The organism is Paralcaligenes sp. KSB-10 (assembly GCF_021266465.1).
Lineage (GTDB): Bacteria > Pseudomonadota > Gammaproteobacteria > Burkholderiales > Burkholderiaceae_B.
Genome location: NZ_CP089848.1, coordinates 50,724 through 71,809, shown reverse-complemented (window position 1 = coordinate 71,809; position 21,086 = coordinate 50,724). Strand labels below are relative to the sequence as shown.

Here is a 21,086-nt window from a genome sequence, read left to right as displayed (position 1 = left end):
CAAGAAGTGGACAAACATGATTTCTGATTTTGAATCGTTCAAGATCGAACTGAGTCTTTCCAAAGATGAAATCTATCGCGAGCTGTACCGTAAAAACAAGGATCGCATTCGCATTAAAAAGGAATATGTAGCGGTCAAGAACCTGGCCCGCATTATTGAATCGACCTTGCGGCTGGCCAGTTCAAAAGGCTTTCACGCCATGTCGCTGCGAGACCTGTGCGCCGACTCGGGCTTCAGCATTGGCGGCCTGTATGCCTACATCAAGAACAAGGACGATCTGATCCATCTGATCCAGAGTCACGGGTTCATCCTGACCCGGCGCACCATGCTGGCCTACACACAAGGCATCGATGCCGCCCGGGACAAATTATTTGCGGCAATCAAAACCCATTTATACCTCAGCGAACTTATGCTGGCGTGGTTCAGCTTTTCATTCATGGAAGCCAAAAGCCTGCCCGCCAAAGAAAAAAAAGAAGCCATCGCGATCGAACTTGAAATCGAAAATATTATTTTCGACATCATTGAGCAAGGCGTTGCCGCGCAGGCTTTCAAACCCATCGATGCACGCCTGCTTTCTTCTGTCATCAAGGCCATGATGCAGGACTGGTACCTGAAGCGGCGCAAATATCGCAACCAGGCCGTCAATGTGACCCAATACGCCGAATTTGTCATGGGCATTCTGGAAAGCTACTTGCTGAGATGATCGCGGCATCCGGGCAAGCCACATACCGGATCAGTTGTACTCCACGATCTCAACCCAGTTGGCGCCCTTGCCGCCCGGGTATTGTCCTAGCAGGTTCAGGCCGCCGGTTTTCCGGTCGATGGCATACACCCCGACCTTGTTCGATTTTTCCCCGGAAACCACCATATAGTTGCCGCGCGGATCGATATTGAAACCACGCGGCTGCTTCTCTACCTTGGTAGTGGACAGGTAATCGAGCTTGCCGGTCAGCGGGTCGGCGGAAAAAGCGGAAATCGTACTGCTGGTGCGCTCGGACACATACACAAAGCGGCCGTCGGGCGTGATATGCATGTCGGCGGCCCAAATACGAGGGGTGGTATCGCCGGCCGGCGTCGGGCCCGTCAATCCATTGGGCAATTTCAACTTCGGGTCCAGCCCCGATATCGAACTCACCTGCGTCAATGCTCCGCTCGACGGATCGATACGATACGTCGTGACTATGCCCATCAACTCGCTTATTTCATAAAGGAAACGGCCATTGGGCGATAGCGCCGGATGCCGCGGGCCGGATCCTTGCTGCGTTCGCACATATCCCGGGCCTATGGGCTCAAGCCTCCCGGTTTTTTCATCGAAGGAAAACTGCAGCACCTTGTCTGCCCCAAGATTGGCTACGTAGACAAACCGGTTGCTCAAGTCCGGCAGAATCGAATGGGCATGAGGCCCTGTTTTAATAATCTGCAGGCTTTCTCCCTGGACCACTCCTTGCGGCCCAATCGGATTCACCGCAATCACATCACCCCCGTACGAGGCGCTGAACAGGTAACGGCCGTTTCTGTCGGTCGACACATACGCCATGCTATCGGGCAATGCCGACTTGCCAAGCTGAGTCAAGGCTCCGGTTTTCGAATCGATCAGATAGGAAATGACCGAATAGGGCTTGGACCGGATCGAAGCATAAAGATAGCGACGATCGGGGCTGATGGCCATGGGCATTACGGCCATTCCGGCTGGAGCCGTACCCAGTGCTTGCAAAGCGCCATTGCCGGCATTCAGTTTGTAGACTGAAATATTCCCATCGCCCGCGTTGGAAACATAAACAAAGGTTGCCGCGTGGGCCGTCAGCGACAGCAGGCCAGCGGCAAAAGCGCCCGCCGCGGCAGGGATGGACAACGTCATGAGAGCTCCTTCGGCGTCGCATACCGCGATGCATCGTTGCAGATATATCGGCCAAACGATAGAAGCTTTCCATCCATGTAGCGATAGGCCCGGACATGTAACGCAACTGCATTTCCCAGCGGTTGAGACATTCCGCATCATTTCGGGGAAAACCCGAACGCGGGAATAAAGGATTTGCAGTTCGTCAACACGCCTTGCATCCAGCAATTCGATGAACTGCAAAATCGTTCAGACAAGCAATGTGTTTCAGCGTCGGCGCAGACCGGCGGCCGTCCACAAAATCCTTGACAAGCTATCTCAAAAAGGTAGTATGGATATAGCATATCGATATTCAAGTATCGGTATGCGATACAACAAAAACACCAGACCTTATCATTTACGCGGCTCCGAAAGCGCTGCGTCGAGTGATAACGCCCATCACCAAAGGAAAACACATGCGAGCAATTTCAAGAGCTTCTTCAGGCATATTGGGAGCCGTCCTATTGGCCGGCCTGACGCTAACCGTACCAACTGTCAATGCGAAGAACAAACCCGACAAGATAGTCGCCACGGCTTATGGCGGGATCTGGGCCGATTCCGTCAAAAAGAATTTTGTTTCGTGTTTTGAAAAGAAGACCGGCGTCAAGGTCGACGTGCTGACGGGCGAATCGGCGGCATGGTTGAATAAAATCCGCGCCAATCCATCCAAGCCGCCGATCGATGTGATCACGCTGGCCGAGGCAGACAGTTTTCGCGCCGGCCGCGAAGGGCTGCTCGATAAAATCACGCAGGCCAAAGTGCCTTATCTGAAAGACATCCCCGACTCCTTTCACAAACCCTGGAATGATTATTCGGTCGTCCTGAATTTTGGCGCCATGGGTGTCATGTACAACAAGGAAGCGATCAAGAATCCCCCCGCCTCCTGGAAGGATCTCATCGAAGGAATCATTGCAGGCAAGTATGGCAAAAAAATAGCCTGGCCATCGGGCACGTACACCTGGGGACCTGAATTCATCTGGTTTGTCGCTCAACAATATGGGGGCAGTATCGACACCGCATTCCAGAAAATCAAGGCCATGCAGCCTTATATCGTCAAATTCTGGAATACGCCCGTCGAAGCCCTGAATCTCTTTGGAACCAAGACCGCCGACATTGTCCTATATTGGGATGGGCGCGCACACAGCTTCATCGACAAAGGCAATCCATGGGCCGGTTTCTATATACCCCAGCCCAACACCATTGCAGGATCCGTATTGATTTCAAAGGTGAAAAACTCGCCGGATATCGCCTGGGATTACCTCAACTGCGCCCTCTCGCCCAAAGGGCAGCTTGGCCATGCCGAAACCATCCTATACGGAATTACAAACAAGACCGTGGTCTACCCACCCGACATCAAGAACAAGGTGACGTCGGCCGACCGTGTCATTATTCCGCCCTATTCCGAAATCATTGACAAGATTCCCGGCTGGGTCGAACGCTGGAACAAAGAGATTCAATAAGCCACAACCCTCATTATTTTGGATGAACGGCAATGGCCCAAAGTCGGAAAGTATCGAACACCGTCTTTTCCGGGCAAGCAAGCATGTGGCCCGCCTTCAAGTGGAAGCCACTTGTTTTGCTGGCGCCCGCCGTGCTGTTCCTGCTGGTTTTTTTTGTCGGCCCGCTGCTGATCAATTTTCAGCAGAGCCTGAAGACGCCCGATAGCGGGACGCTGACCGCCGCCTACTATATAAAAGTCGCCAGCGACCCATACTATCTGCGAGTACTCGGACAAACACTCATGCTGGGTGTCGTCGTCGTTGCCATATGCCTGATTACCGGGTATCCCCTGGCCTATGCCATCGCACGGGCTAGGGGGGGCTGGAAGGCCGCATTGGTCTTCGTGTTGGTGGCCCCCCTGCTTGTCAGCGTGGTCGTCCGTTCTTTCGGATGGATGGTGATACTGGGCAGCAACGGCGTGATCAATGCCGTCTTGCGCGGCCTGGGGCTGCCAAGCGTCGACCTCATGTACAGTTGGACGGGCATCACGATCGCACTCGTCCACGTCCTTTTGCCCTTCATGGTGCTGGCGATTGCAAGCACCATCGAAACGCTGGACGCAAGTATCGAAGAAGCGGCCCAGGTGCTGGGCGCGCATCGCGCGCGGGTGTTCTACCACGTCATGCTGCCGCTCTGCACGGAGGGCATCATCACGGGCTCCATCCTGACATTCACACTGACCATAGGCAGCTTCGTTACCGTAATGCTGCTTGGTAAAAATTCCACAATGGTACTGCCGCTGCTCATTTACCAGCGTCTGACGGTGGCATCGGATTGGCCGACGGCGGCCGCGCTCGGAATTATTCTTCTGGCGGTTGTACTTGCCCTTTTATGGCTGCAAGCGCGTTTGCGGCACACGGCGCACGAGGCCCGGCCATGAGCCATTTCAGCATCCTGCTCAAAGCCTATATCGCCGCCATGGTGTTCTTTCTGCTGGTTCCCGTCCTGATTGTAGTGGCCGTGGCGCTCACCCCCGGCGATTTCGTCACATTCCCTCCGCCTGCCTTGTCTTTGCGCTGGTTCAACAAGGTATTGTCCGATCCGCAGTTTCTATTGCCCCTGTGGAACAGTTTCCGGCTTGGCTGCGCCTCGACGTTCCTTGCGGTAATCCTTGCCGTACCCGCCGCCATAGTAATGGTGCGCCATCCCATGCGCGGCCTGCGCGAAATCCAGATGTTCCTGCTCTCGCCACTGAGCCTGCCCACCATTATTCTAGCCACCGGGCTATTGTTTTTTGTGCCAAAAATCGGCATGGATAGTTCCTTCGCGGCGCTGGTGGCGGGACATACTGTAATCATCGTGCCTTATGTCATGCGCACCGTTTTTGGCGTTTATGTCAATGCCAATCAAGAAATCGAATATGCCGCGGCGGTACACGGCGCGGGGCCATTGCGAACCTTCTGGTACGTAACCCTGCCTTTGATCCGGCCCGGAATTTTGGCGGGAGCCATCTTCGCATTTCTGATGTCCTTCGACGAGGTGGCTGTCGCGTTGCTATTGACGAATACAGATACAACGACACTGCCGGTCATGCTCTTGAGTTATCTCATTTACAACTACGATCCCGCCGTAGCGGCCATTTCAACAGTCCAGATTTTCATAGTGATTGTTGCGCTGCTGCTTCTGGAACGTATTTTCGGGGTTGGCAATATGATGTTCGCGTCCAGAGAAAGCCAGGCATGAAAATGACTGATCGGAACCTGCATGAGTCACCGCGGCACAGAGGGCATCTGGCCATTATCGGGCTGGAAAAATCCTACCAATCACAAACGGTTGTGTCGGATATGAATCTCGAGGTACAGCCTGGCGAATTCGTTGCCTTGCTGGGGCCATCCGGCTGCGGCAAAACAACCGTGCTCAGGAGCATAGCCGGCTTGGTGACGCCCTCGGCCGGAGACATTCGTATCGATGATGCCTCGGTCTTGAAACAAGCTATTCATAAACGCGATCTGGGCATGGTGTTTCAAAGCTATGCCTTGTTTCCTCACTTGACCGTATGGCAGAACGTTGCATTCGGCTTGAAGATGCACGGCACACCCAAGCGGCAGATAGCGCCTCAGGTCGAGGGCGCGCTTGACCTGGTACAGATGCGTCATCTCGCCGAACGGTTTCCTGCCCAACTTTCCGGCGGCCAGCAACAACGCATCGCGCTGGCGCGCGCCATTGTCACCAACCCGACCGCATTATTGCTCGACGAGCCGTTCAGCGCTCTGGATGCCAAGCTGCGCGAATCCATGCAGATCGAATTGCGGCAATTGCAGCGGCGCCTGCGGATTACCACGATTTTCGTAACGCATGACCAGCACGAGGCCATGGCCATGGCCGACCGGATTGCCGTGATGAATAACGGGCGAGTCGAGCAATTCGATACCCCGCAGGCAATCTATGGCAGACCGGCAACGCTTTTTGTGGCCGAATTCATCGGTAAAACGAATCGCATGCCAGGGAACATGATCGGACGCGAGAATGGCTGCGCGCTGATACGCATCGAAGGCCGCGAGGAGGCCTGCCTGGCCAGGGACAACCCGGACATCGAGGTGGGAGATCCAGTTCTGGTGGTGCTGAGGCCGGAAAAAATTGAACTGGTACCGGAGGGATCGCATATCAACGGCTATACCGGCCTGCTTGATGGGCGGGTGTCCGAAGTGATTTTCACCGGAGAGAAAAGCATGGTTTTCCTTCAATCCGCCTGTGGAGACTTCACTGTCGCATCCCAGAACCGCAGTTGCAAAGGCGTAATCCAGGCCATGCCCGGCAGCGCCGTGAAAATGGGATGGAATGCCGCCGACATGCTGGTTTTCCCCCTACCTGGAAACTGACAAGCGCAAATATCTTTTAAAAATCGGCAAACACGCAAAGAGAGAGACAGTACATCATGACCGACACCAGACAACAGAACAGTGCCCTCTATGAAATCGGAGTGGATATCGGAGGCACATTTACCGATGTGGTGTGCCGCAGCGCCGATGCGGAAGTGCGTTTGGTCAAGATCCCGACCACCCGCGCCAACCCCAGTGCCGGGGTGCGCCACGCCGTCGAATACATGATGCGGGAATGGGGTGTGCAGCCCGGGCAAATCGCCCGCTTTGTGCACGGTACGACCGCCGCGACCAATGCCGTCCTGGAACGCAAGGGGGCAAAACTCGGCCTGCTGGCCACACAGGGATTCAAGGACGTGATCGAAATTGGCCGGCAGAACCGGCACGCCATGTACGACCTGGCACTCGTGCCGCAAACGCCCGTATTCCTGGTTCCGGGAGCATTGCGCAAAGAAGTGCGTGAACGAATCACCGCAAGCGGCGACATATTGACCGCACTCGATGAGGAATCGGTCCGAATGGCGGTGCAAGAACTATTGCATGCGGGGGTTCAAGCGATTGCCGTCTCTTATTTGTTCTCCTTCCTGAATCCGGCCCATGAGTTGCGCACCCGCGAAATTATCCATGAAATTGCGCCAGACATCATGGTCTCTATTTCCAGCGAAGTGGATCCGGCATTTCGCGAATATGAACGCACATGCATCACGGCGTTCGATGCCTACATCAAGCCGGGCGTGGACCGTTATCTCGCCGAGATGGAACGCGATCTGATAAAGATCGGAGTCAACGCTCCTCTGCAATTGATGCAATCGCGCGGTGGAATAGCCTCATCCCACGTTGCCAGGCGACGTCCGGTGCGCTTGTTTCTATCCGGGCCGGCCGCAGGCGTGATCGGCGGGCGCATGGTCGGGCAAGAGGCTCACATCGACGATGTCATTACAGTCGATATCGGCGGGACCAGCTCCGACATCGCGCTGATCAGCCAGGGCAAGCCCATGATCGCCGCCGAGGGCATCATCGATACTTACGCAGTCCGAGTGCCGATGGTCGACGTCAATGCGATTGGTGCCGGCGGCGGAAGCATAGCCTGGATCGATGGGGCCGGCGGCCTCAAGGTCGGCCCCCTCTCGGCGGGATCCGAACCGGGGCCGGCCTGTTACGGACGCGGAGGCGACAAGCCAACAGTGACGGACGCCTCGGTGGTGCTCGGCTACGTGAATCCCGATTATTTCGCAGGAGGCATGCTCAAGCTCGAACCTGAACTGGCCTGGCGGGTTATCGAACAATCCATCGCAAAACCTTTGGGAATGTCGGTCGAGCAGGCCGCCTTCGGCATCCACCGCGTTGTCAACTCCAATATGGCCGAAGGAATCCGGCTGGTATCTGTAGGACGAGGAGTCGACCCGCGCCAGTTCGCGCTGCTGCCCCTGGGCGGAGGAGGTCCCATACACGCCAATGCACTCGCACGTGAACTTGGCATGCGCCGCATCATCGTGCCGCTGCATCCAGGCGTGCTATCGGCGGCAGGGCTGCTCGATGCTCCGGTCGAACACGAAATGGCCATTTCGTTTCCGTATCCGCTCGAAGCGCGGGCTCTTGAGCCAATGAAAGCGGCATGTCGCAATCTGGATGAGGAATGCCTTGGCCTGATGGCCGCCGAGGGCATAGAGCGCAGCAAGGTGAAGATTTTCCATTTTGCCGATGTGTGCTATGTGGGCCAATCTTATTATCTTGAGATACCAATCGATACGGATGACGCGGATCCCATCGGCCGCTTGCGTACAGACTTTCTCGCGGCACACAACCGGGTTTATGGTCACAGCACCGATTTCCCCGCCCAGATCGTCAATCTGCGCACGATACATCAGGCTTTTGCCCATGCCGAAAGCCCATCTCCGGCGTATCGGCATAACAGCATGCAAGCCCGCAAGAACAACCGCAAAATCATGGTGAGTACCGATGGCTATGTCGATGCGCAGGTATTCGAGCGCGAAGCGCTGGCACCTGGCGCCCTGATCCAGGGTCCCGCCATCATCGAGCAAACCGACACGACCATCGTCGTGGAACCTGGCTGGCAGGCGCGGGTGGTCGAGGGCGGCAATCTTTTAATCACTACAGTTTGATTTTCAAGGAGCGTGACATGGATATGAACGCCAAGCACCGGGAAATACCTGCGGCCGGTCCCGCGGACCTGGACCCCATTACAGTTGAAGTCGTGCGCAACAAGCTGGAAGGTATTGCCAATGAAATGGAAATGACGCTACTGAAGAGTTCGTTTTCACCCATTGTCAAAGAAGGGCTGGATGCCTCGGCCAGCCTGTTCACTCCGGACGGCACGACGCTCGCCCAGGCCTGTGCGATTCCAATTCATCTGGCCACGCTTATTCCAGCCGTCGCCGCCATTATCGAGGCTTATCCGGTGGCAACCATGCAGGAAAACGACAGTTATATCATCAACGATCCTTATTGTGGCGGAACCCATCTCCCTGACATCGCTGTTGTGGCGCCGGTCTTCCATCGCGGCCGCGTCATTGCGTTGAGCGGCGCCATGACGCATCACGGCGATGTGGGCGGCATGACGGCCGGCTCGGTTCCGACCAATGCCACTGAAATTTATCAGGAAGGAATCCGCATCCCGCCTCTGAAATTGCGCGTGGCGGGCGCTTATAACGACACACTGGTGAAAATGCTGCGACAAAACGTACGCACGCCAGATGCCTTCATGGGCGACCTGAACGCCGAAATCGCCGCCTGCAACGTGGGTGCCCGGCGTGTCGCCGAGCTCGCCGACGTCTACGGCGCGGGCCATCTCGAGCGCATTTTCCACGATTTGTTGACGCGCTCGGAAATCATGACCCGCAAAGCCTTGCTGGCTATACCTGCGGGCTCATACCATTATGTCGACTACCTCGACAACGACGGTATCGAACTGGACAAGCAGATTCGCATCGAAGTGACCGTTACCGTCAAGGACGGCAATATCGGATTCGACTTCGAAGGGACCAGCCCGCAAGTAAAAGGGCCGATGAACTGCGTGCGGTCCGGCACGCTTGCCGCGGCATGCTATGCAGTGCGGGCCCTCACAGACTCGACCATACCGAACAATGGAGGTTGTTTTCGGCCAATATCGTTGCATCTGCCACCCGGTAGCCTGGTCAACCCGGTGGAGCCCGCTCCGGTGAATGCACGTACCGCGACCATTAAGCGCATTGCCGGCTGCATGCTGGGCGCGCTCGCTCCCGTCATGCCCGGGACGGTGCCGGCGGCTTCGGCCGGCGAGCTGCTGGTCATGGCCTTCGGTGGCCGCAAACCGAGCGGCGAGAAATTCATCATTGGTGAAACGATAGCGGGAGGTAGCGGCGCCTGCATGGATCGCGACGGAGTCGATGTAATCGAGACCGATGCAACCAACTGCATGAACATACCGGCTGAAGCCATTGAAATGGAAGCTCCAATGCGAGTGCATCGGGTTGCGCTGCGCAGTGGATCCGGCGGACCCGGGCTTTTCCGCGGAGGATTGGGTGTCGTGCGCGAATATGAAGTACTTGACGGCGAAATTTCCTTGTCGCACCGCGGCGAACGACATTTCAGCGCCCCCTTGGGGATCGACGGAGGCGGCAATGGCGCAATGGCGCGTTCGGTAATCCATCGCGCCGACGGCAGCCAGGAAGTCATTCCATCGAAGGTGGTTACCCTGTTGTGCAAAGGCGACCGGCTGATCATAGAAACGGCGGGCGGAGGTGGATACGGCGATGCCATGGCCCGTGACCGGCAAAAAGTCCAGGCCGATATAAACGATGGAAAAATCAGCCAGGACATGGCCGATGAGATCTATCGGGCCACACAGTCTTAGGCCCAAAGACACCGTCTCAACCGAAACTGGAGAGCATAATTGGACGCCGCGAAACTCATCAACCACCCCGACTCGGTTTGGGCCGCCACAGCCAATCGGCGCCCGGAACTCCCCTTGCTAAAGGGAGATGTCGAAACCGAAGTCGCCATTATCGGGGGTGGATACAGTGGACTTTCGACGGCTCATCACCTTTCCAAATCCGGTGTCGATTGCGTGGTCATCGAGGCCAACGATGTCGGCTGGGGCGCCAGCGGCCGAAACGGCGGAATGGCGGTGCTGCGCTATAAAAATGGCTATTCCACGCTGGTTGCGCAATTCGGCGACGAGGTCGCGATGCGGCTGTATCAGCTTGTGCTCGAAGCCGTCGACACTCTTGAATCCATCGTTCGCGAATACGGCATAGACTGCGACTTTGCCCGCTACGGCCACATCACGGCAGCCAACGGACGCAAGAATCTGGCGATGCTTCAAGCCGATGTCGATTGGCTGAGTCGGAATAGAAAAGACAACGCCGCATCGATGCTCGATCGTGAGCAAATGCGCGAACAGGTCGGCACTTCCGTTTATCCGGGAGGGTACCTGGATCCCCGATCTGCGGGTATTCATCCGCTTAATTATGCCCGCGGGCTGGCCGCGGGCTTGAGCCAAAAAGGAATTCCGATTTATGTGGGAAACCCGGTCGACTCGATCAGGCGCGAGCCCACGGGCATAATCCTTACAACACCCGCCGGACGTGTTCACGCCAAGAAACTTGTCATTGCGACCAATGCGTATACCGACCTGATGCAATTGGGGGTCAATCTCAGCCGTCGCATCGTTCCTGTATCCACATCGGTGCTGGCGACCGCCCCGCTCGCTCCGGAGCTTGCGAGCCGCATTCTGGCCGGAGGCCGCCTGGTAACCGATACCCGTCATCTGGTGAACTATTTCCGCATGCTTCCCGGCAACCGCCTGCTCTATGGCGGACGGGGGGATATCACCGGCAAGGAATCGCCGGATATCTATCGCGGGCTGCATAAAGCGCTCATCAGGACTTTCCCGTCCTTATCCGAGACGGACATCGAGTTTCGATGGTCGGGAAAGGTAGCGGTGACATTAGATGATTTCCCTCATTTCGGCAGTCTTGAAGAGCGGATTTTTTACGCGATCGGGTATGGCGGCCGCGGAGTGGCGCTTACGAATCTGTTCGGCAAGCTGCTCGCACGCATGGTACAAGGTGAAGCCATAGCTGCCGGCCCCTTGAATTCGGCACGTTTCGAACCTATCCCATTTCATCGTTGGCGCATTCCAGGGATGCAGGCGGTAGCCGGATATTATTGGCTGCTGGATAAACTGGAGCAGTAGCTATGAATGCATTTGAAATCATCCCGCCCGAAGAAGGCCGCGATCAAAAAGAGGATACTGCTTTGGATATGAAAGAATCGGCACTATTCAATCAATCATTGGAAAAAGGGTTCGCCGTGCTCCAGGCGTTCGGCGCCGAGCATCCCTCTATGAACTTGCCCGAAATCGCCAGTGCCGTGGGCATTACAAAAAGCACTGCGCAGCGGCTGGCATTCACGCTCGAGGCCTTGGGATACTTACGCAAGGATCCGCAGACCAAGCGATTCTCGCTCGCGCCCAAATCCCTCGGATTCGCCTACCGCTACCTATTGGCAAGCCCCCTGGTTGAACGGGCGAATCCCTACCTGCTCGAGCTGAATCAGAAAATTCGCGAAACCGTAAATCTGTCCGAACCGGAAGGGTTGGAAATGGTGTTCGCCGCCAGATTCCCCAGCCCCACGCACAGTATCGTCCATATGCCTGTGGGCAGAAGGCTGCCCATGTTTTGCACCGCTTCGGGCCGCGCATATATGTCGGCCCTTCCCGACGCCGAGGCACGAGCCATGCTGGACGCTTCGGACCGGATCAAATACACGCCCACGACCAAGACCGATGTCGAGAAGCTGATGGCTTTGGTGCTGGAAGCCCGAGAAAACGGGTATGCGTGGGCGAACCAGGAATACTATCGCGGCGACCTGAATATCGCCGTGCCATTGCTCGATGCTTCCGGGCGCCCTGTCGCGGCGATCAATGTCTCGGTCGCCTCAAGCCGCTGGACTCTCGAAACCTTACGCGAAAAAGGCGCGCCCATGCTTATCGAAGCCGCACGAAAGATTTCCACGTCGCCGCCTACCCGCAGCGCATTGGCGCCATTCCATCGCGGCTACGGAATATCCGACCCACCCAGGTCCAAACGCAACAAGCCCGTCTGATGGCGGTTGCCCGGCTCACTATCGATACGGCGATTTTGTGAAATCGACTGACGATATCCCTTCCTGGACCACGTATCTGTTGCTGGCCATAACGGTTTTCGCATGGGGGGCAAATTATCCCTTGATGAAGCTGGCACTGTCCGATATGCCACCATTGGCCTTCACCGCACTACGACTATGGGGAGCCTCCGCCGTGCTGGCCGCGGTGTTGCTGGTATCACGGACGGGGCCATTGCTGCCCATTCGCGGAGAGCGTCTGCCGCTTGCCATTGTCGGCCTCTTCCAAGTTGGGGCCATGCTTGGCTTGACCATAGTGGGAATGGGCAGCGTGCCAGCCGGACGAACTGTATTGCTGGTTTACACCATGTCGCTTTGGGCTGTCCCCATCGGACGAGCCTTGCTCGGCGAGAAAATCAATTTCCTGCGGCTCTTGGGAGTACTAATTGGCTTGATGGGTCTGCTGGTTTTTTTCAACCCCTTGGTTATCGATTGGCATCGAGGTGGCGCCGTGCTGGGCAGTGGTTTGATACTGGCAGGGTCGATGTCATGGGCGTTCGGCTCGTGCCTGTATCGCCGCAAGCGCTGGTCATCGGGTTTCGTATCGCAGACCTTATGGCAGCTTCTTGTCGCGTCCGTACCTATTGCCGTGCTGAGCCTCGTTCTGGAGCGCACCGAGGCAATGAACATCACTGCCCGGCTATCGCTTATCGTCGCCTATAACTGGGTGGTGCCCACCGCGCTCGCAATGTGGTGCTGGAACCGAGTTCTATCTGTCATGGCGGTATCTACGGCCGGGCAATTCTTGTTATTGACTCCGCTTGTCGGGTTCTGGTTAAGCATAGTCTTTCTCAACGAAACCATGTCCCGCGCATTGATTGTCAGCGCGATATTGATCATGATTGGTTTATTTGTCACGATACGCGCCGAAACGCCACACCAGGACAAAAAGCACCGGCCCTGAGCAGCAAGTTCATCATCCGACGTGTATTTCCTTAGACGTAAAAAAAAAAGCCGCCTCGCGGGCGGCATTCGGATGAGAGTCCAAACCAAACAATGGCTACCCTCAGCAATTCCCTTTTTTGGCCTGCCCCGGGGGACAGAAACCGCCATTACGATTGTCGTGCGGGTTTCGATCATAGTACCCATCATGATCGCGGTAATGGCCGCGCTCATAGGCCACGCAGCCCGACAAGGTCGACAGCATGACAGCGATTAGCAAAAGTTTCATCACATCCTCTTTGTGTGTTGTTATCTGTTTTCAGTTTACCGAAATGACACGTTCGGATGCCTTGCAAAAGGTAACGAGACGATTCGAAGCCTGGGATCTGTTTATTTATGGGGGACTGATTCCTCAATTATGCCAACCCAACGCAATTACGCCCACTCGCTTTGGCTCTATACAATGCCTGATCGGCTTTCACCAGCAGTGTTTCTAATGAGTGGCCCTGAGAAGGGTCAACATGTGCCACAGACGATGAACTGCACCTTCATTAAAGGAGCTGAGTATGCTCGAAACCTTTGAAAAGCAACATTACAGCTATGCCGAGTGGTCGCGAGGACTATTCTCGGAAATCGTGACGGTGAAAGGGCCCGGCAAGTTATTGTTTCTTTCTGGCATTGGTGGGGAAGATAGTAATGGAAAGGCTGGCACAATCATGCATCTGGGCGATGTGTATAGTCAGACGCGGATAGCCTTCGAGAAAGCGAGCCACGTCCTCGCCAAGCATGGAGCAACACTGGCGGATGTCGTCAAGATCACAGCGTATTTGCTGGATACCCGAGAATTTCCAAACTACCACCGAGCGCGCAGCGAAGCATTTCAGAATTCACCGACTATTCCAGCTCATACACTATTGGCCGTAAACGGCCTCGCCTGGCCGGGCATGCTAATGGAAGTCGATATCACTGCGGTTATCGCCGATCAGTGACAGAAGCCATAAACGCAAAAAGTACCACCAGCCTTTTCACGGGAGGGGCTGGCTGTGTTGTTTTGACGGGGCGTGGTTACCAATGCGACTGGCCAAATAGCCGGACGGCTATTCAACATGCGCCTGAAAATCGGCGCTTGATGAATGCCGGACATGCGGCAACATCTCATATCGCGTCACACACAGACGAAAAAGCGGGCTGCGTAAAAACTACGCAACCCGCATGGATACTTGGTGGGCTGTGAGCGGCTCGAACGCTCGACCTACGGATTAAGAGTCCGCTGCTCTACCAACTGAGCTAACAACCCGATTTGACCGGATGCCTGTCTTTACAGAACCATAAAAACCGGTCAAGGCCGAGATTATATTACAAATCTGGCAATCGTTTTAAATCAGGCTATTTTTTCTTGCGATACGAGTCGTGGCAGGACTTGCAGCTTTTACCCACATCGCCGAAAGCGACCCTGAACGCGTCGAAGTCTCCCGCATCGGCCGCGGCTGTCAGCTTTTTCATACTGGTATGCAGCTTATCTTCCGCCTGCTTGAAACCTTCGGGATCCAGCCAGATATCGTCCTTTGCATCGCCGCCCTCAGTGCCGGGACCAAACCCCGCCCAGGGCAAAGTGACCAGAATATTCAGCAAGGCCACATTTTCTTTGATCTTTTGCTTATCGTAAGGAATTTGGCCTTTGACCACCGGAACCATGCGCCCGAAATGCGAACCCATTAATGTCATGGCCGATTCGCGATACTCCCTGGCATCCTTGCTCTTGGAAAATTGCGCCACGGCAGGTGTGGATAGGGCTGTAACCAACGCTGCAACGGCAATTAAACCAAGCTTCTGTGTCATACGAAATCTCCTATACCAAACAAGTGAAAGGAAAAATGGATCATTGCATAATCTTGCGGGGCCGATGCTTGACGGCTTGCCTAAGCTCCTCGGACGAAGCATCGCCGCCCTTTTGCCCGGCTGCTGTCGGCAGCAAAGCATAAATCAAGGCAATGACTCTTTCCGCGGCCGGAGACAAGGTGCGGCGTTCGCGATGAATAATACTGTATGTCAAGGTGCCGGACGCGGAATAGGCCAATGGCAATGGCTGCAACAGTCCTGCATCGATCTGGTGTTGAATGGCTTCGTGGGTGGAAAATAACACCATATCACTATTCAGCGCCACATCCCGCAGAGTCGCCACGCTGTCGCACTCCAGACCTATAGGTAAAAGATCAGGGCTTGTCACCCGATACAAGCGAGCCAGGTGCTCGCGCGCGCGCAGCGGCAGATCTGTTGCAGCAAGACGATACTGGTTCAGCATGCCGCGCAAATCAGCTCGGCGCACCTTGAGCAGCGGATGGCCTCGGCGCACAAACAAACCCCCGTGCTGAGGAGGCAGGGGCCTGGCAGTGAACTCGGATGATGGAGGCAGGCTATGCGTCACGGCCACGACAAAATCCAGCTTGTCTTGCCGCAGTTTATCGAGCAATCGCTGCCAGCTTTCGATTTCGACATGCACGCTCAGGCCGGGATGCTCGCGTGCCAACTGCATGAGCAGCGGCGACAGAAAGCCGTCCGCAGGAAAAACGCCGACTCCAAACACCACACGTCCTGTGTCAAAGCCGCGGATCAATTCAGCCTCGCGTCGCAACGCGGCGGCCTCTCCCAAAATGCGACGCGCATATTCCATCACCATCTGGCCCGTTTGGGTCAAGGCCATGCCGCTGGATGTGCGATCCACCAGCTTAAGCCCCAGTGCATCTTCCAGGGACTGGATACTACGACTCAGCGCAGATTGCGTCAGATGCAGGCGCAAAGCCGCCCGCGAATAATTTCGCTCTTCGACCAGCGCTGAAAAGTGTGTCAAGGCCCGCAAACTGAGCATTATGTATTTTTCTCATGAAATATAGGATAAATATGCATTTGATTTGAGATTTACGCAAGAATAAAGTTGTTTCGCCGATCAGTTGGATACTGACCTGTCCAGCTCGACACAATGCAAAATGACACGACCTGTCGGCAGGCATCACTACTACCTTCAAGGAGGAGACATGAATAGTAAATTCCTTAATACGACAAAACATACTTTCATCAGCTGTGCCCTGGCCGCCCTGGGCCTCCTGACCCTGCAAACGGCAACAGCAGAAACATCGTGGCCCGCCGCAGGCAGGCCCATCAAAGTCATCGTGCCGTTCCCGGCAGGTTCGGGTTCAGACACACTGGCGCGCATGCTGGCCCAAAAGGTGTCGGAACAGACGGGATCGTCCGTTATCGTTGAAAACAAGCCCGGGGCAAGCACGATCATCGGTGCCACCGATGTGGCTCGCGCCGCTCCAGACGGCTACACGCTGCTGTACACCATCGTCGTTACCCATACGCAAAATCCTCATCTGTACAAAAAACTGCCGTACTCCCCCTTCAAGGACTTCACCCCCATCGAGCAGTTCGTGCGATCCGCCACCATTCTGGAAGCGAACAAGAATGCGCCCTTCAACACGACCAAAGAGATGATCGCCTACGCCAAGGCACATCCGGGGAAATTGAACTTCGGCTCCTACAGTATTGGCTCAACCTCGCATTTGAACGGTGAGATACTGAAAACGCAGGCTGGTATCGATATTGTTCATGTGCCCTACAAAGGCACTGCCGATGCCGGCCGCGCCCTTCTTGCCGGCGAAGTTCAAGTCTATTTCGACGGCACCGCCACCGCCGTCGAAAACTTTCGCGCCCACAAAGTCAAGCTGTTGGGGACGGCAACCCCTCGCCGTCTTAAAGTCCTTCCCGATCTACCTACCTTTGACGAGCAAGGCATTCCCGGTCTGGATGTCGTGGGATGGCAGGGCCTGTTCGGCCCCGGCAATATGCCTCCTGAATTGGCCGAGAAAATCGCCGCGGTGTTTCGCACCGCCTTGAAATCGCCCTCCATCGTCAAAATGGTCGAATCTCAAGGCAATGACATCAGTGGCGCGGGTCCAAAAGAATTCAACAAAATTGTGCACGACGACTACAAACGCTGGGGCGAAGTCATCAAGCACGCCAACATCACACTCGACTGAACATCCTGGAGAAATTAGCATGCATGACCTTGCCATTCGCGGAGGCACCCTGGTCGACGGCAGCGGCAATGCCTCGTACACCGGCGATCTGGCCGTCAATGACGGACTCATCGTCCAGGCGGGCTCTAAAATCGGGCAAGCCAAACGGGAAATCGACGCCACCGGCTGCCTGGTTACCCCGGGCTGGGTCGATATCCATACCCATTACGACGGGCAGGCTACCTGGGATCCGTATCTCAGCCCTTCCACCTGGCACGGGGTGACCACAGCCATCATGGGCAATTGCGGTGTCGGGTTCGCCCCGGTCAAGCAGGAACGGCGCGAATGGCTAATCAAAGTCATGGAAGGCGTGGAAGATATTCCTGGAAGCGTGCTGTCGGAAGGCATTCAATGGGACTGGGAAACCTTTCCCGAATACCTTGATGCGCTGGAACGGCGTCCCAAGGCACTGGATATCGGGGCGCAAATCCCACACTCGGCCGTACGAGCCTATGTGATGGGGGATCGCGCGATTCATCACGACGAAGCTTCGCCGGCCGATCTCGTCGCTATGCGACAAGTCGTGCGCGAGGGGCTTGAGGCTGGCGCGGTGGGGTTCTCGACCGCACGCACTTTTTTGCACAAATACGACGAGCGTAAATATCCACCGGGTACTTTTGCGACGGAAGAAGAGCTCATGGCTCTGGGCAGCGTACTAGGGGAAGTTGGCCATGGGGTCTTTCAGATGACGGCCAATCATCCCGCCATGGAGCAGGAAATCCCCTGGCTGGAACAACTGGCGCGGCACAATCGCTTGCCCGTCCTGTTCAATTTGCAACAAACAGACCCCGCCCCCGATGTCTGGAAACAATTGCTTCATACGCTGGACCGTGCTCGCGATCAGGGCGTCCAGCTAATGGGAGGAATCAGCGGGCGCCCCTTGGGAATTCTGTTTTCCTGGCAAAGCACCCTGCATCCCTTTATGTCGCACCCCACATACCAAGCTATGCAGCACCTGCCGTTCGATCAGATTCTGACTCGTCTGCGCACCCCTGAGGTTCGTCAGAGAATCATGAACGAGCAGGCGGGCCTGCGGGATCGCCGAGCCGAAACGCTATTCAGCAGCTTTCACAAAATATACCCTCTCGGTACAGAACCCGATTACGAGCCTTTGGCGGAAAACAGTGTCGCGGCCATGGCCGAGCGTAGCGGACGCCCTCCACTCGAGATCATCTACGATCTGATGTTGAACAATAACGGCGAAGCGATTCTGTACTACCCGTCATTCAATTATTCCTATGGGCACCTTGACCACCTCCATCAGCTTTTACAGCATGACAATACCGTCAATAGCCTATCCGACGGCGGCGCTCATTGCGGCTATATCTGCGATGTCAGCATGCCCACATTCATGCTCAGCTACTGGACCCGGGATCGGACCCGAGGTCCTCAGTTGCCGCTTGAGTTCGTAGTCAAGCGCCAAACCGCCGACACGGCGCGCGTATATGGCTTGCACGACCGTGGCTTGCTTCAACCGGGGTACAAGGCAGACATCAACGTCATTGACCCTCGGGCTTTGAAACTGCATGGCCCCGAAATGCGCTTCGACCTGCCCGGCGGCGGGCGCCGCCTGGTACAACGGGCCGATGGCTATGTGGCTACCATCGTCAATGGAGAGCCCATATTTGAAAATGGGCAGGCCACCGGCGTGCTGCCGGGCCGCCTGCTTCGAGGCCAAAAGGCGAGGCATGCCTGACATGAATCCGCCCAATTCCCTCAGGCATGAAAGCCAAGACCACAACTCTGAACGACTCGATGATCAAAGCCTGAATCGGTTATTCCGCCATGCGCGCACGCACCGCGCATGGCAACAACGCGGCATACCCATGCCGCTGTTGCACGAATTGTATTCTTTGATGGTCCAAGGACCGACCTCCGCCAATTGCCTGCCCGCGCGAATCATCTTCCTATGCAGCGCCGAAGCCAAAGAGCGGCTATTGCCGCTAATGGCCGCGGGCAACCGGGAACAAACAAGGCTTGCTCCGGTAACCGCGATTGTCGGTTATGACCTGCGGTTTTACGAGCAGTTGTTCAAACTATATCCGCATCAGCCGGAAGCCAGCTCGTGGTTCAGCGCAACGCCGGTTACGGCGCGCGAAACAGCCTTGCGCAACGGCAGCCTGCAAGGCGGTTACCTTATATTGGCCGCCCGGGCCCTGGGCCTGGATTGCGGACCTATGGGAGGCTTTGATGGAGAGGCGGCAGCACGGGAATTTTTCCCCGGCAAGCCCTGCGAAGTGAACTTTATATGCAATTTGGGATACGGCATGCCGGCACGCCTGCACCCGCCATTACCCAGACTGGCCTTCAACGAAGCCTGTGCCATAGTCTGATCACACCCGCTTGGCCAGCTCCGCCGCCAGGCCCACATAAGAACGCGGTGTCATGGCCAGCAGGCGCGCCTTGGGCTCGGGCGGTAGATCGAGCCCGGTGATGAATTCGCGCAAGCCTTCTTCATTGATGCCTTTGCCGCGAGTCAGCGCCTTGAGCTGCTCGTAAGGCTGAGGCAGCCCGTAACGGCGCATCACGGTTTGCACAGGCTCTGCCAGAACCTCCCAGCAGCCATCGATGTCGGCATCGATGGCACCCGCGTTCAGCTCGAGCTTGCTCATGCCCTTCATACATGCATCCCATGCGACAGCGCAGTAGCCGAGCGCCACACCCAGATTGCGCAACACGGTAGAGTCGGTCAGGTCGCGCTGCCAGCGCGACACCGGCAGCTTCTCGGACAGATGGCGCAAGACAGCATTGGCCAGGCCCAGGTTGCCTTCGGAATTCTCGAAATCGATGGGATTGACTTTGTGCGGCATGGTGGACGAACCCACCTCGCCTTCTTTCAGTCGCTGTTTGAAGTAGCCCAGCGAAATATAGCCCCAGATATCGCGATCCAGATCGAGCATGATGGTATTGGCGCGCGCCACCGCATCGAACAGGGCGGCCATCCAGTCGTGCGGTTCAATCTGTATGGTGTAGACGTTTTGCGTCAAACCCAGGCCCGACAGGGTCTTGGCGCTGAACGCGGGCCAGTCGATTTCCGGATAAGCGGACAAATGAGCGTTGTAGTTGCCCGTGGCGCCATTGAGCTTGGCCAGCGGCTCGACCGCCTGGATAGCGGCAATGGCCCGCTCCAGCCGAGCAGCCACATTGGCAAACTCCTTGCCCAGCGTGGTGGGGCTGGCCGGTTGGCCATGCGTGCGCGAGAGCATGGGTTGATCCGCAAACTGCCGAGCCAGGGATTTCAGGCGCGCATGCACGTCGTTCAGGCGCGGCACAATAAAGCCGGAGCGGGCCCGCGTCAGCATGAGCGCATGCGAGGTATTGTTGATGTCCTCGGAGGTGCAGGCGAAGTGGATGAACTCGCTGGCGCCGGCAAGTTCGGCGTTATCGGCCACACGCTCTTTTAGCCAGTACTCGACCGCCTTGACGTCGTGGTTGGTGGTTTTTTCAATCTCTTTGATCAATGCGGCATCGCGTTCGGAGAAATTCTCGACGAGCTCGCGCAGCTCGGCGCGAGCGGCTTCCGAAAATGGCGCCAACTCGGGCAAACCGGCGTCGGACAGGCCTATCAGCCAGGCAACCTCGACCTCGACGCGATGAGCCATGAAAGCCGCTTCCGACAGCACGCCTCGCAGCGCCTGCCCTTTGGCGGCATAACGCCCATCCAGGGGGGACAAGGCGTTCAGGTGACTAAGTTGTTCGGCAATCTGCATCGAGGACTCGCGTAGGGGAAAAATCAAACGGAAATTTTAACATCGACCTAATTATGGG

The 21,086-nt window shown here is 56.3% G+C and carries 20 protein-coding genes and 1 tRNA gene; 14 read left to right on the top strand and 7 right to left on the bottom strand.

The features are described from left to right. Nucleotides 1-16 precede the first annotated feature (16 nt). A complete protein-coding gene (locus tag LSG25_RS00330; protein ID WP_232742753.1) occupies nucleotides 17-703 on the top strand; it encodes a TetR/AcrR family transcriptional regulator in 687 nt (228 codons plus the stop codon). 30 nt (nucleotides 704-733) lie between these two features. On the opposite strand, the gene LSG25_RS00325 is transcribed toward LSG25_RS00330, so the two are convergent. Continuing rightward, on the bottom strand, nucleotides 734-1,858 hold the full coding sequence (locus LSG25_RS00325; protein ID WP_232742752.1) for a beta-propeller fold lactonase family protein: 1,125 nt from the start codon (nucleotides 1,856-1,858) through the stop codon (nucleotides 734-736). A gap of 434 nt (nucleotides 1,859-2,292) precedes the next feature. Between LSG25_RS00325 and LSG25_RS00320 the strand changes: the two genes are divergently transcribed. The 9 genes from LSG25_RS00320 to LSG25_RS00280 are packed head-to-tail and all read left to right on the top strand — an operon-like array spanning nucleotide 2,293 to nucleotide 13,264. Beyond that, nucleotides 2,293-3,336 carry an extracellular solute-binding protein gene (locus tag LSG25_RS00320; RefSeq protein ID WP_232742751.1) on the top strand — a complete coding sequence of 348 codons (1,044 nt, stop codon included), beginning with the start codon at nucleotides 2,293-2,295 and terminating at the stop codon, nucleotides 3,334-3,336. 32 nt (nucleotides 3,337-3,368) lie between these two features. Continuing rightward, nucleotides 3,369-4,256 (top strand): ABC transporter permease, encoded by an 888-nt coding sequence (locus LSG25_RS00315; RefSeq protein ID WP_232742750.1) that lies wholly within the window; start codon nucleotides 3,369-3,371, stop codon nucleotides 4,254-4,256. Then, entirely contained in the window at nucleotides 4,253-5,059 is an 807-nt protein-coding gene (locus tag LSG25_RS00310) for an ABC transporter permease (protein ID WP_232742749.1), read from the top strand. Before LSG25_RS00315 ends, LSG25_RS00310 begins: the two co-directional genes overlap by 4 nt. Before the next feature lie 2 nt (nucleotides 5,060-5,061). Continuing rightward, on the top strand, nucleotides 5,062-6,195 hold the full coding sequence (locus LSG25_RS00305) for an ABC transporter ATP-binding protein (RefSeq protein ID WP_232742748.1): 1,134 nt from the start codon (nucleotides 5,062-5,064) through the stop codon (nucleotides 6,193-6,195). A gap of 56 nt (nucleotides 6,196-6,251) precedes the next feature. Beyond that, the gene (locus LSG25_RS00300) at nucleotides 6,252-8,318 is read left to right on the top strand and encodes a hydantoinase/oxoprolinase family protein (protein ID WP_232742747.1); all 2,067 of its coding nucleotides are present in this window, start codon (nucleotides 6,252-6,254) and stop codon (nucleotides 8,316-8,318) included. A gap of 17 nt (nucleotides 8,319-8,335) precedes the next feature. Further along, nucleotides 8,336-10,048, top strand: a complete 1,713-nt coding sequence (locus LSG25_RS00295) for a hydantoinase B/oxoprolinase family protein (RefSeq protein WP_232742746.1) — start codon at nucleotides 8,336-8,338, stop codon at nucleotides 10,046-10,048. A 39-nt stretch (nucleotides 10,049-10,087) separates the two neighbouring features. Next, entirely contained in the window at nucleotides 10,088-11,392 is a 1,305-nt protein-coding gene (locus tag LSG25_RS00290) for an FAD-binding oxidoreductase (protein WP_232742745.1), read from the top strand. 2 nt (nucleotides 11,393-11,394) lie between these two features. Next, entirely contained in the window at nucleotides 11,395-12,303 is a 909-nt protein-coding gene (locus tag LSG25_RS00285) for an IclR family transcriptional regulator (RefSeq protein WP_232742744.1), read from the top strand. 37 nt (nucleotides 12,304-12,340) lie between these two features. Then, nucleotides 12,341-13,264: a DMT family transporter gene (locus tag LSG25_RS00280; RefSeq protein ID WP_232742743.1), complete on the top strand. Its 924-nt coding sequence runs from the start codon at nucleotides 12,341-12,343 to the stop codon at nucleotides 13,262-13,264. A 102-nt stretch (nucleotides 13,265-13,366) separates the two neighbouring features. Here the strand turns inward: LSG25_RS00280 and LSG25_RS00275 are convergent, their stop codons facing one another. Beyond that, the gene (locus LSG25_RS00275; RefSeq protein ID WP_232742742.1) at nucleotides 13,367-13,531 is read right to left on the bottom strand and encodes a hypothetical protein; all 165 of its coding nucleotides are present in this window, start codon (nucleotides 13,529-13,531) and stop codon (nucleotides 13,367-13,369) included. A 127-nt stretch (nucleotides 13,532-13,658) separates the two neighbouring features. Next, the gene (locus tag LSG25_RS20460; protein ID WP_370635923.1) at nucleotides 13,659-13,772 is read right to left on the bottom strand and encodes a diguanylate cyclase domain-containing protein; all 114 of its coding nucleotides are present in this window, start codon (nucleotides 13,770-13,772) and stop codon (nucleotides 13,659-13,661) included. A 36-nt stretch (nucleotides 13,773-13,808) separates the two neighbouring features. Here LSG25_RS20460 and LSG25_RS00270 point away from each other — a divergent pair, with 36 nt between their 5' ends. Then, nucleotides 13,809-14,231, top strand: a complete 423-nt coding sequence (locus LSG25_RS00270) for a RidA family protein (protein WP_232742741.1) — start codon at nucleotides 13,809-13,811, stop codon at nucleotides 14,229-14,231. Between the two features lie 232 nt (nucleotides 14,232-14,463). Here LSG25_RS00270 and LSG25_RS00265 read toward each other — a convergent pair. The 3 genes from LSG25_RS00265 to LSG25_RS00255 all read right to left on the bottom strand — a co-directional run bounded on the left by LSG25_RS00265 (nucleotide 14,464) and on the right by LSG25_RS00255 (nucleotide 16,108). After that, nucleotides 14,464-14,539, bottom strand: a tRNA-Lys gene (locus LSG25_RS00265). A gap of 89 nt (nucleotides 14,540-14,628) precedes the next feature. Further along, on the bottom strand, nucleotides 14,629-15,081 hold the full coding sequence (locus LSG25_RS00260; protein WP_232742740.1) for a cytochrome c: 453 nt from the start codon (nucleotides 15,079-15,081) through the stop codon (nucleotides 14,629-14,631). 40 nt (nucleotides 15,082-15,121) lie between these two features. After that, nucleotides 15,122-16,108 carry a LysR family transcriptional regulator gene (locus LSG25_RS00255; protein WP_232742739.1) on the bottom strand — a complete coding sequence of 329 codons (987 nt, stop codon included), beginning with the start codon at nucleotides 16,106-16,108 and terminating at the stop codon, nucleotides 15,122-15,124. Nucleotides 16,109-16,274: 166 nt separating this feature from the next. On the opposite strand from LSG25_RS00255, the gene LSG25_RS00250 reads away from it, so the two are divergent. Genes LSG25_RS00250 through LSG25_RS00240 form a run of 3 tightly spaced genes read left to right on the top strand, consistent with a single transcriptional unit; the run spans nucleotide 16,275 to nucleotide 19,651 of the window. Further along, nucleotides 16,275-17,279, top strand: a complete 1,005-nt coding sequence (locus LSG25_RS00250; RefSeq protein WP_232742738.1) for a tripartite tricarboxylate transporter substrate binding protein — start codon at nucleotides 16,275-16,277, stop codon at nucleotides 17,277-17,279. A gap of 19 nt (nucleotides 17,280-17,298) precedes the next feature. Next, complete coding sequence (locus tag LSG25_RS00245; RefSeq protein WP_232742737.1) at nucleotides 17,299-19,014, top strand: amidohydrolase family protein; 1,716 nt, start codon at nucleotides 17,299-17,301, stop codon at nucleotides 19,012-19,014. A gap of 1 nt (nucleotide 19,015) precedes the next feature. Then, nucleotides 19,016-19,651, top strand: a complete 636-nt coding sequence (locus LSG25_RS00240; protein WP_232742736.1) for a malonic semialdehyde reductase — start codon at nucleotides 19,016-19,018, stop codon at nucleotides 19,649-19,651. On the opposite strand, the gene purB is transcribed toward LSG25_RS00240, so the two are convergent. After that, entirely contained in the window at nucleotides 19,652-21,028 is a 1,377-nt protein-coding gene (gene purB / locus LSG25_RS00235) for an adenylosuccinate lyase (RefSeq protein WP_232744504.1), read from the bottom strand. Between the last annotated feature and the right edge of the window lie 58 nt (nucleotides 21,029-21,086).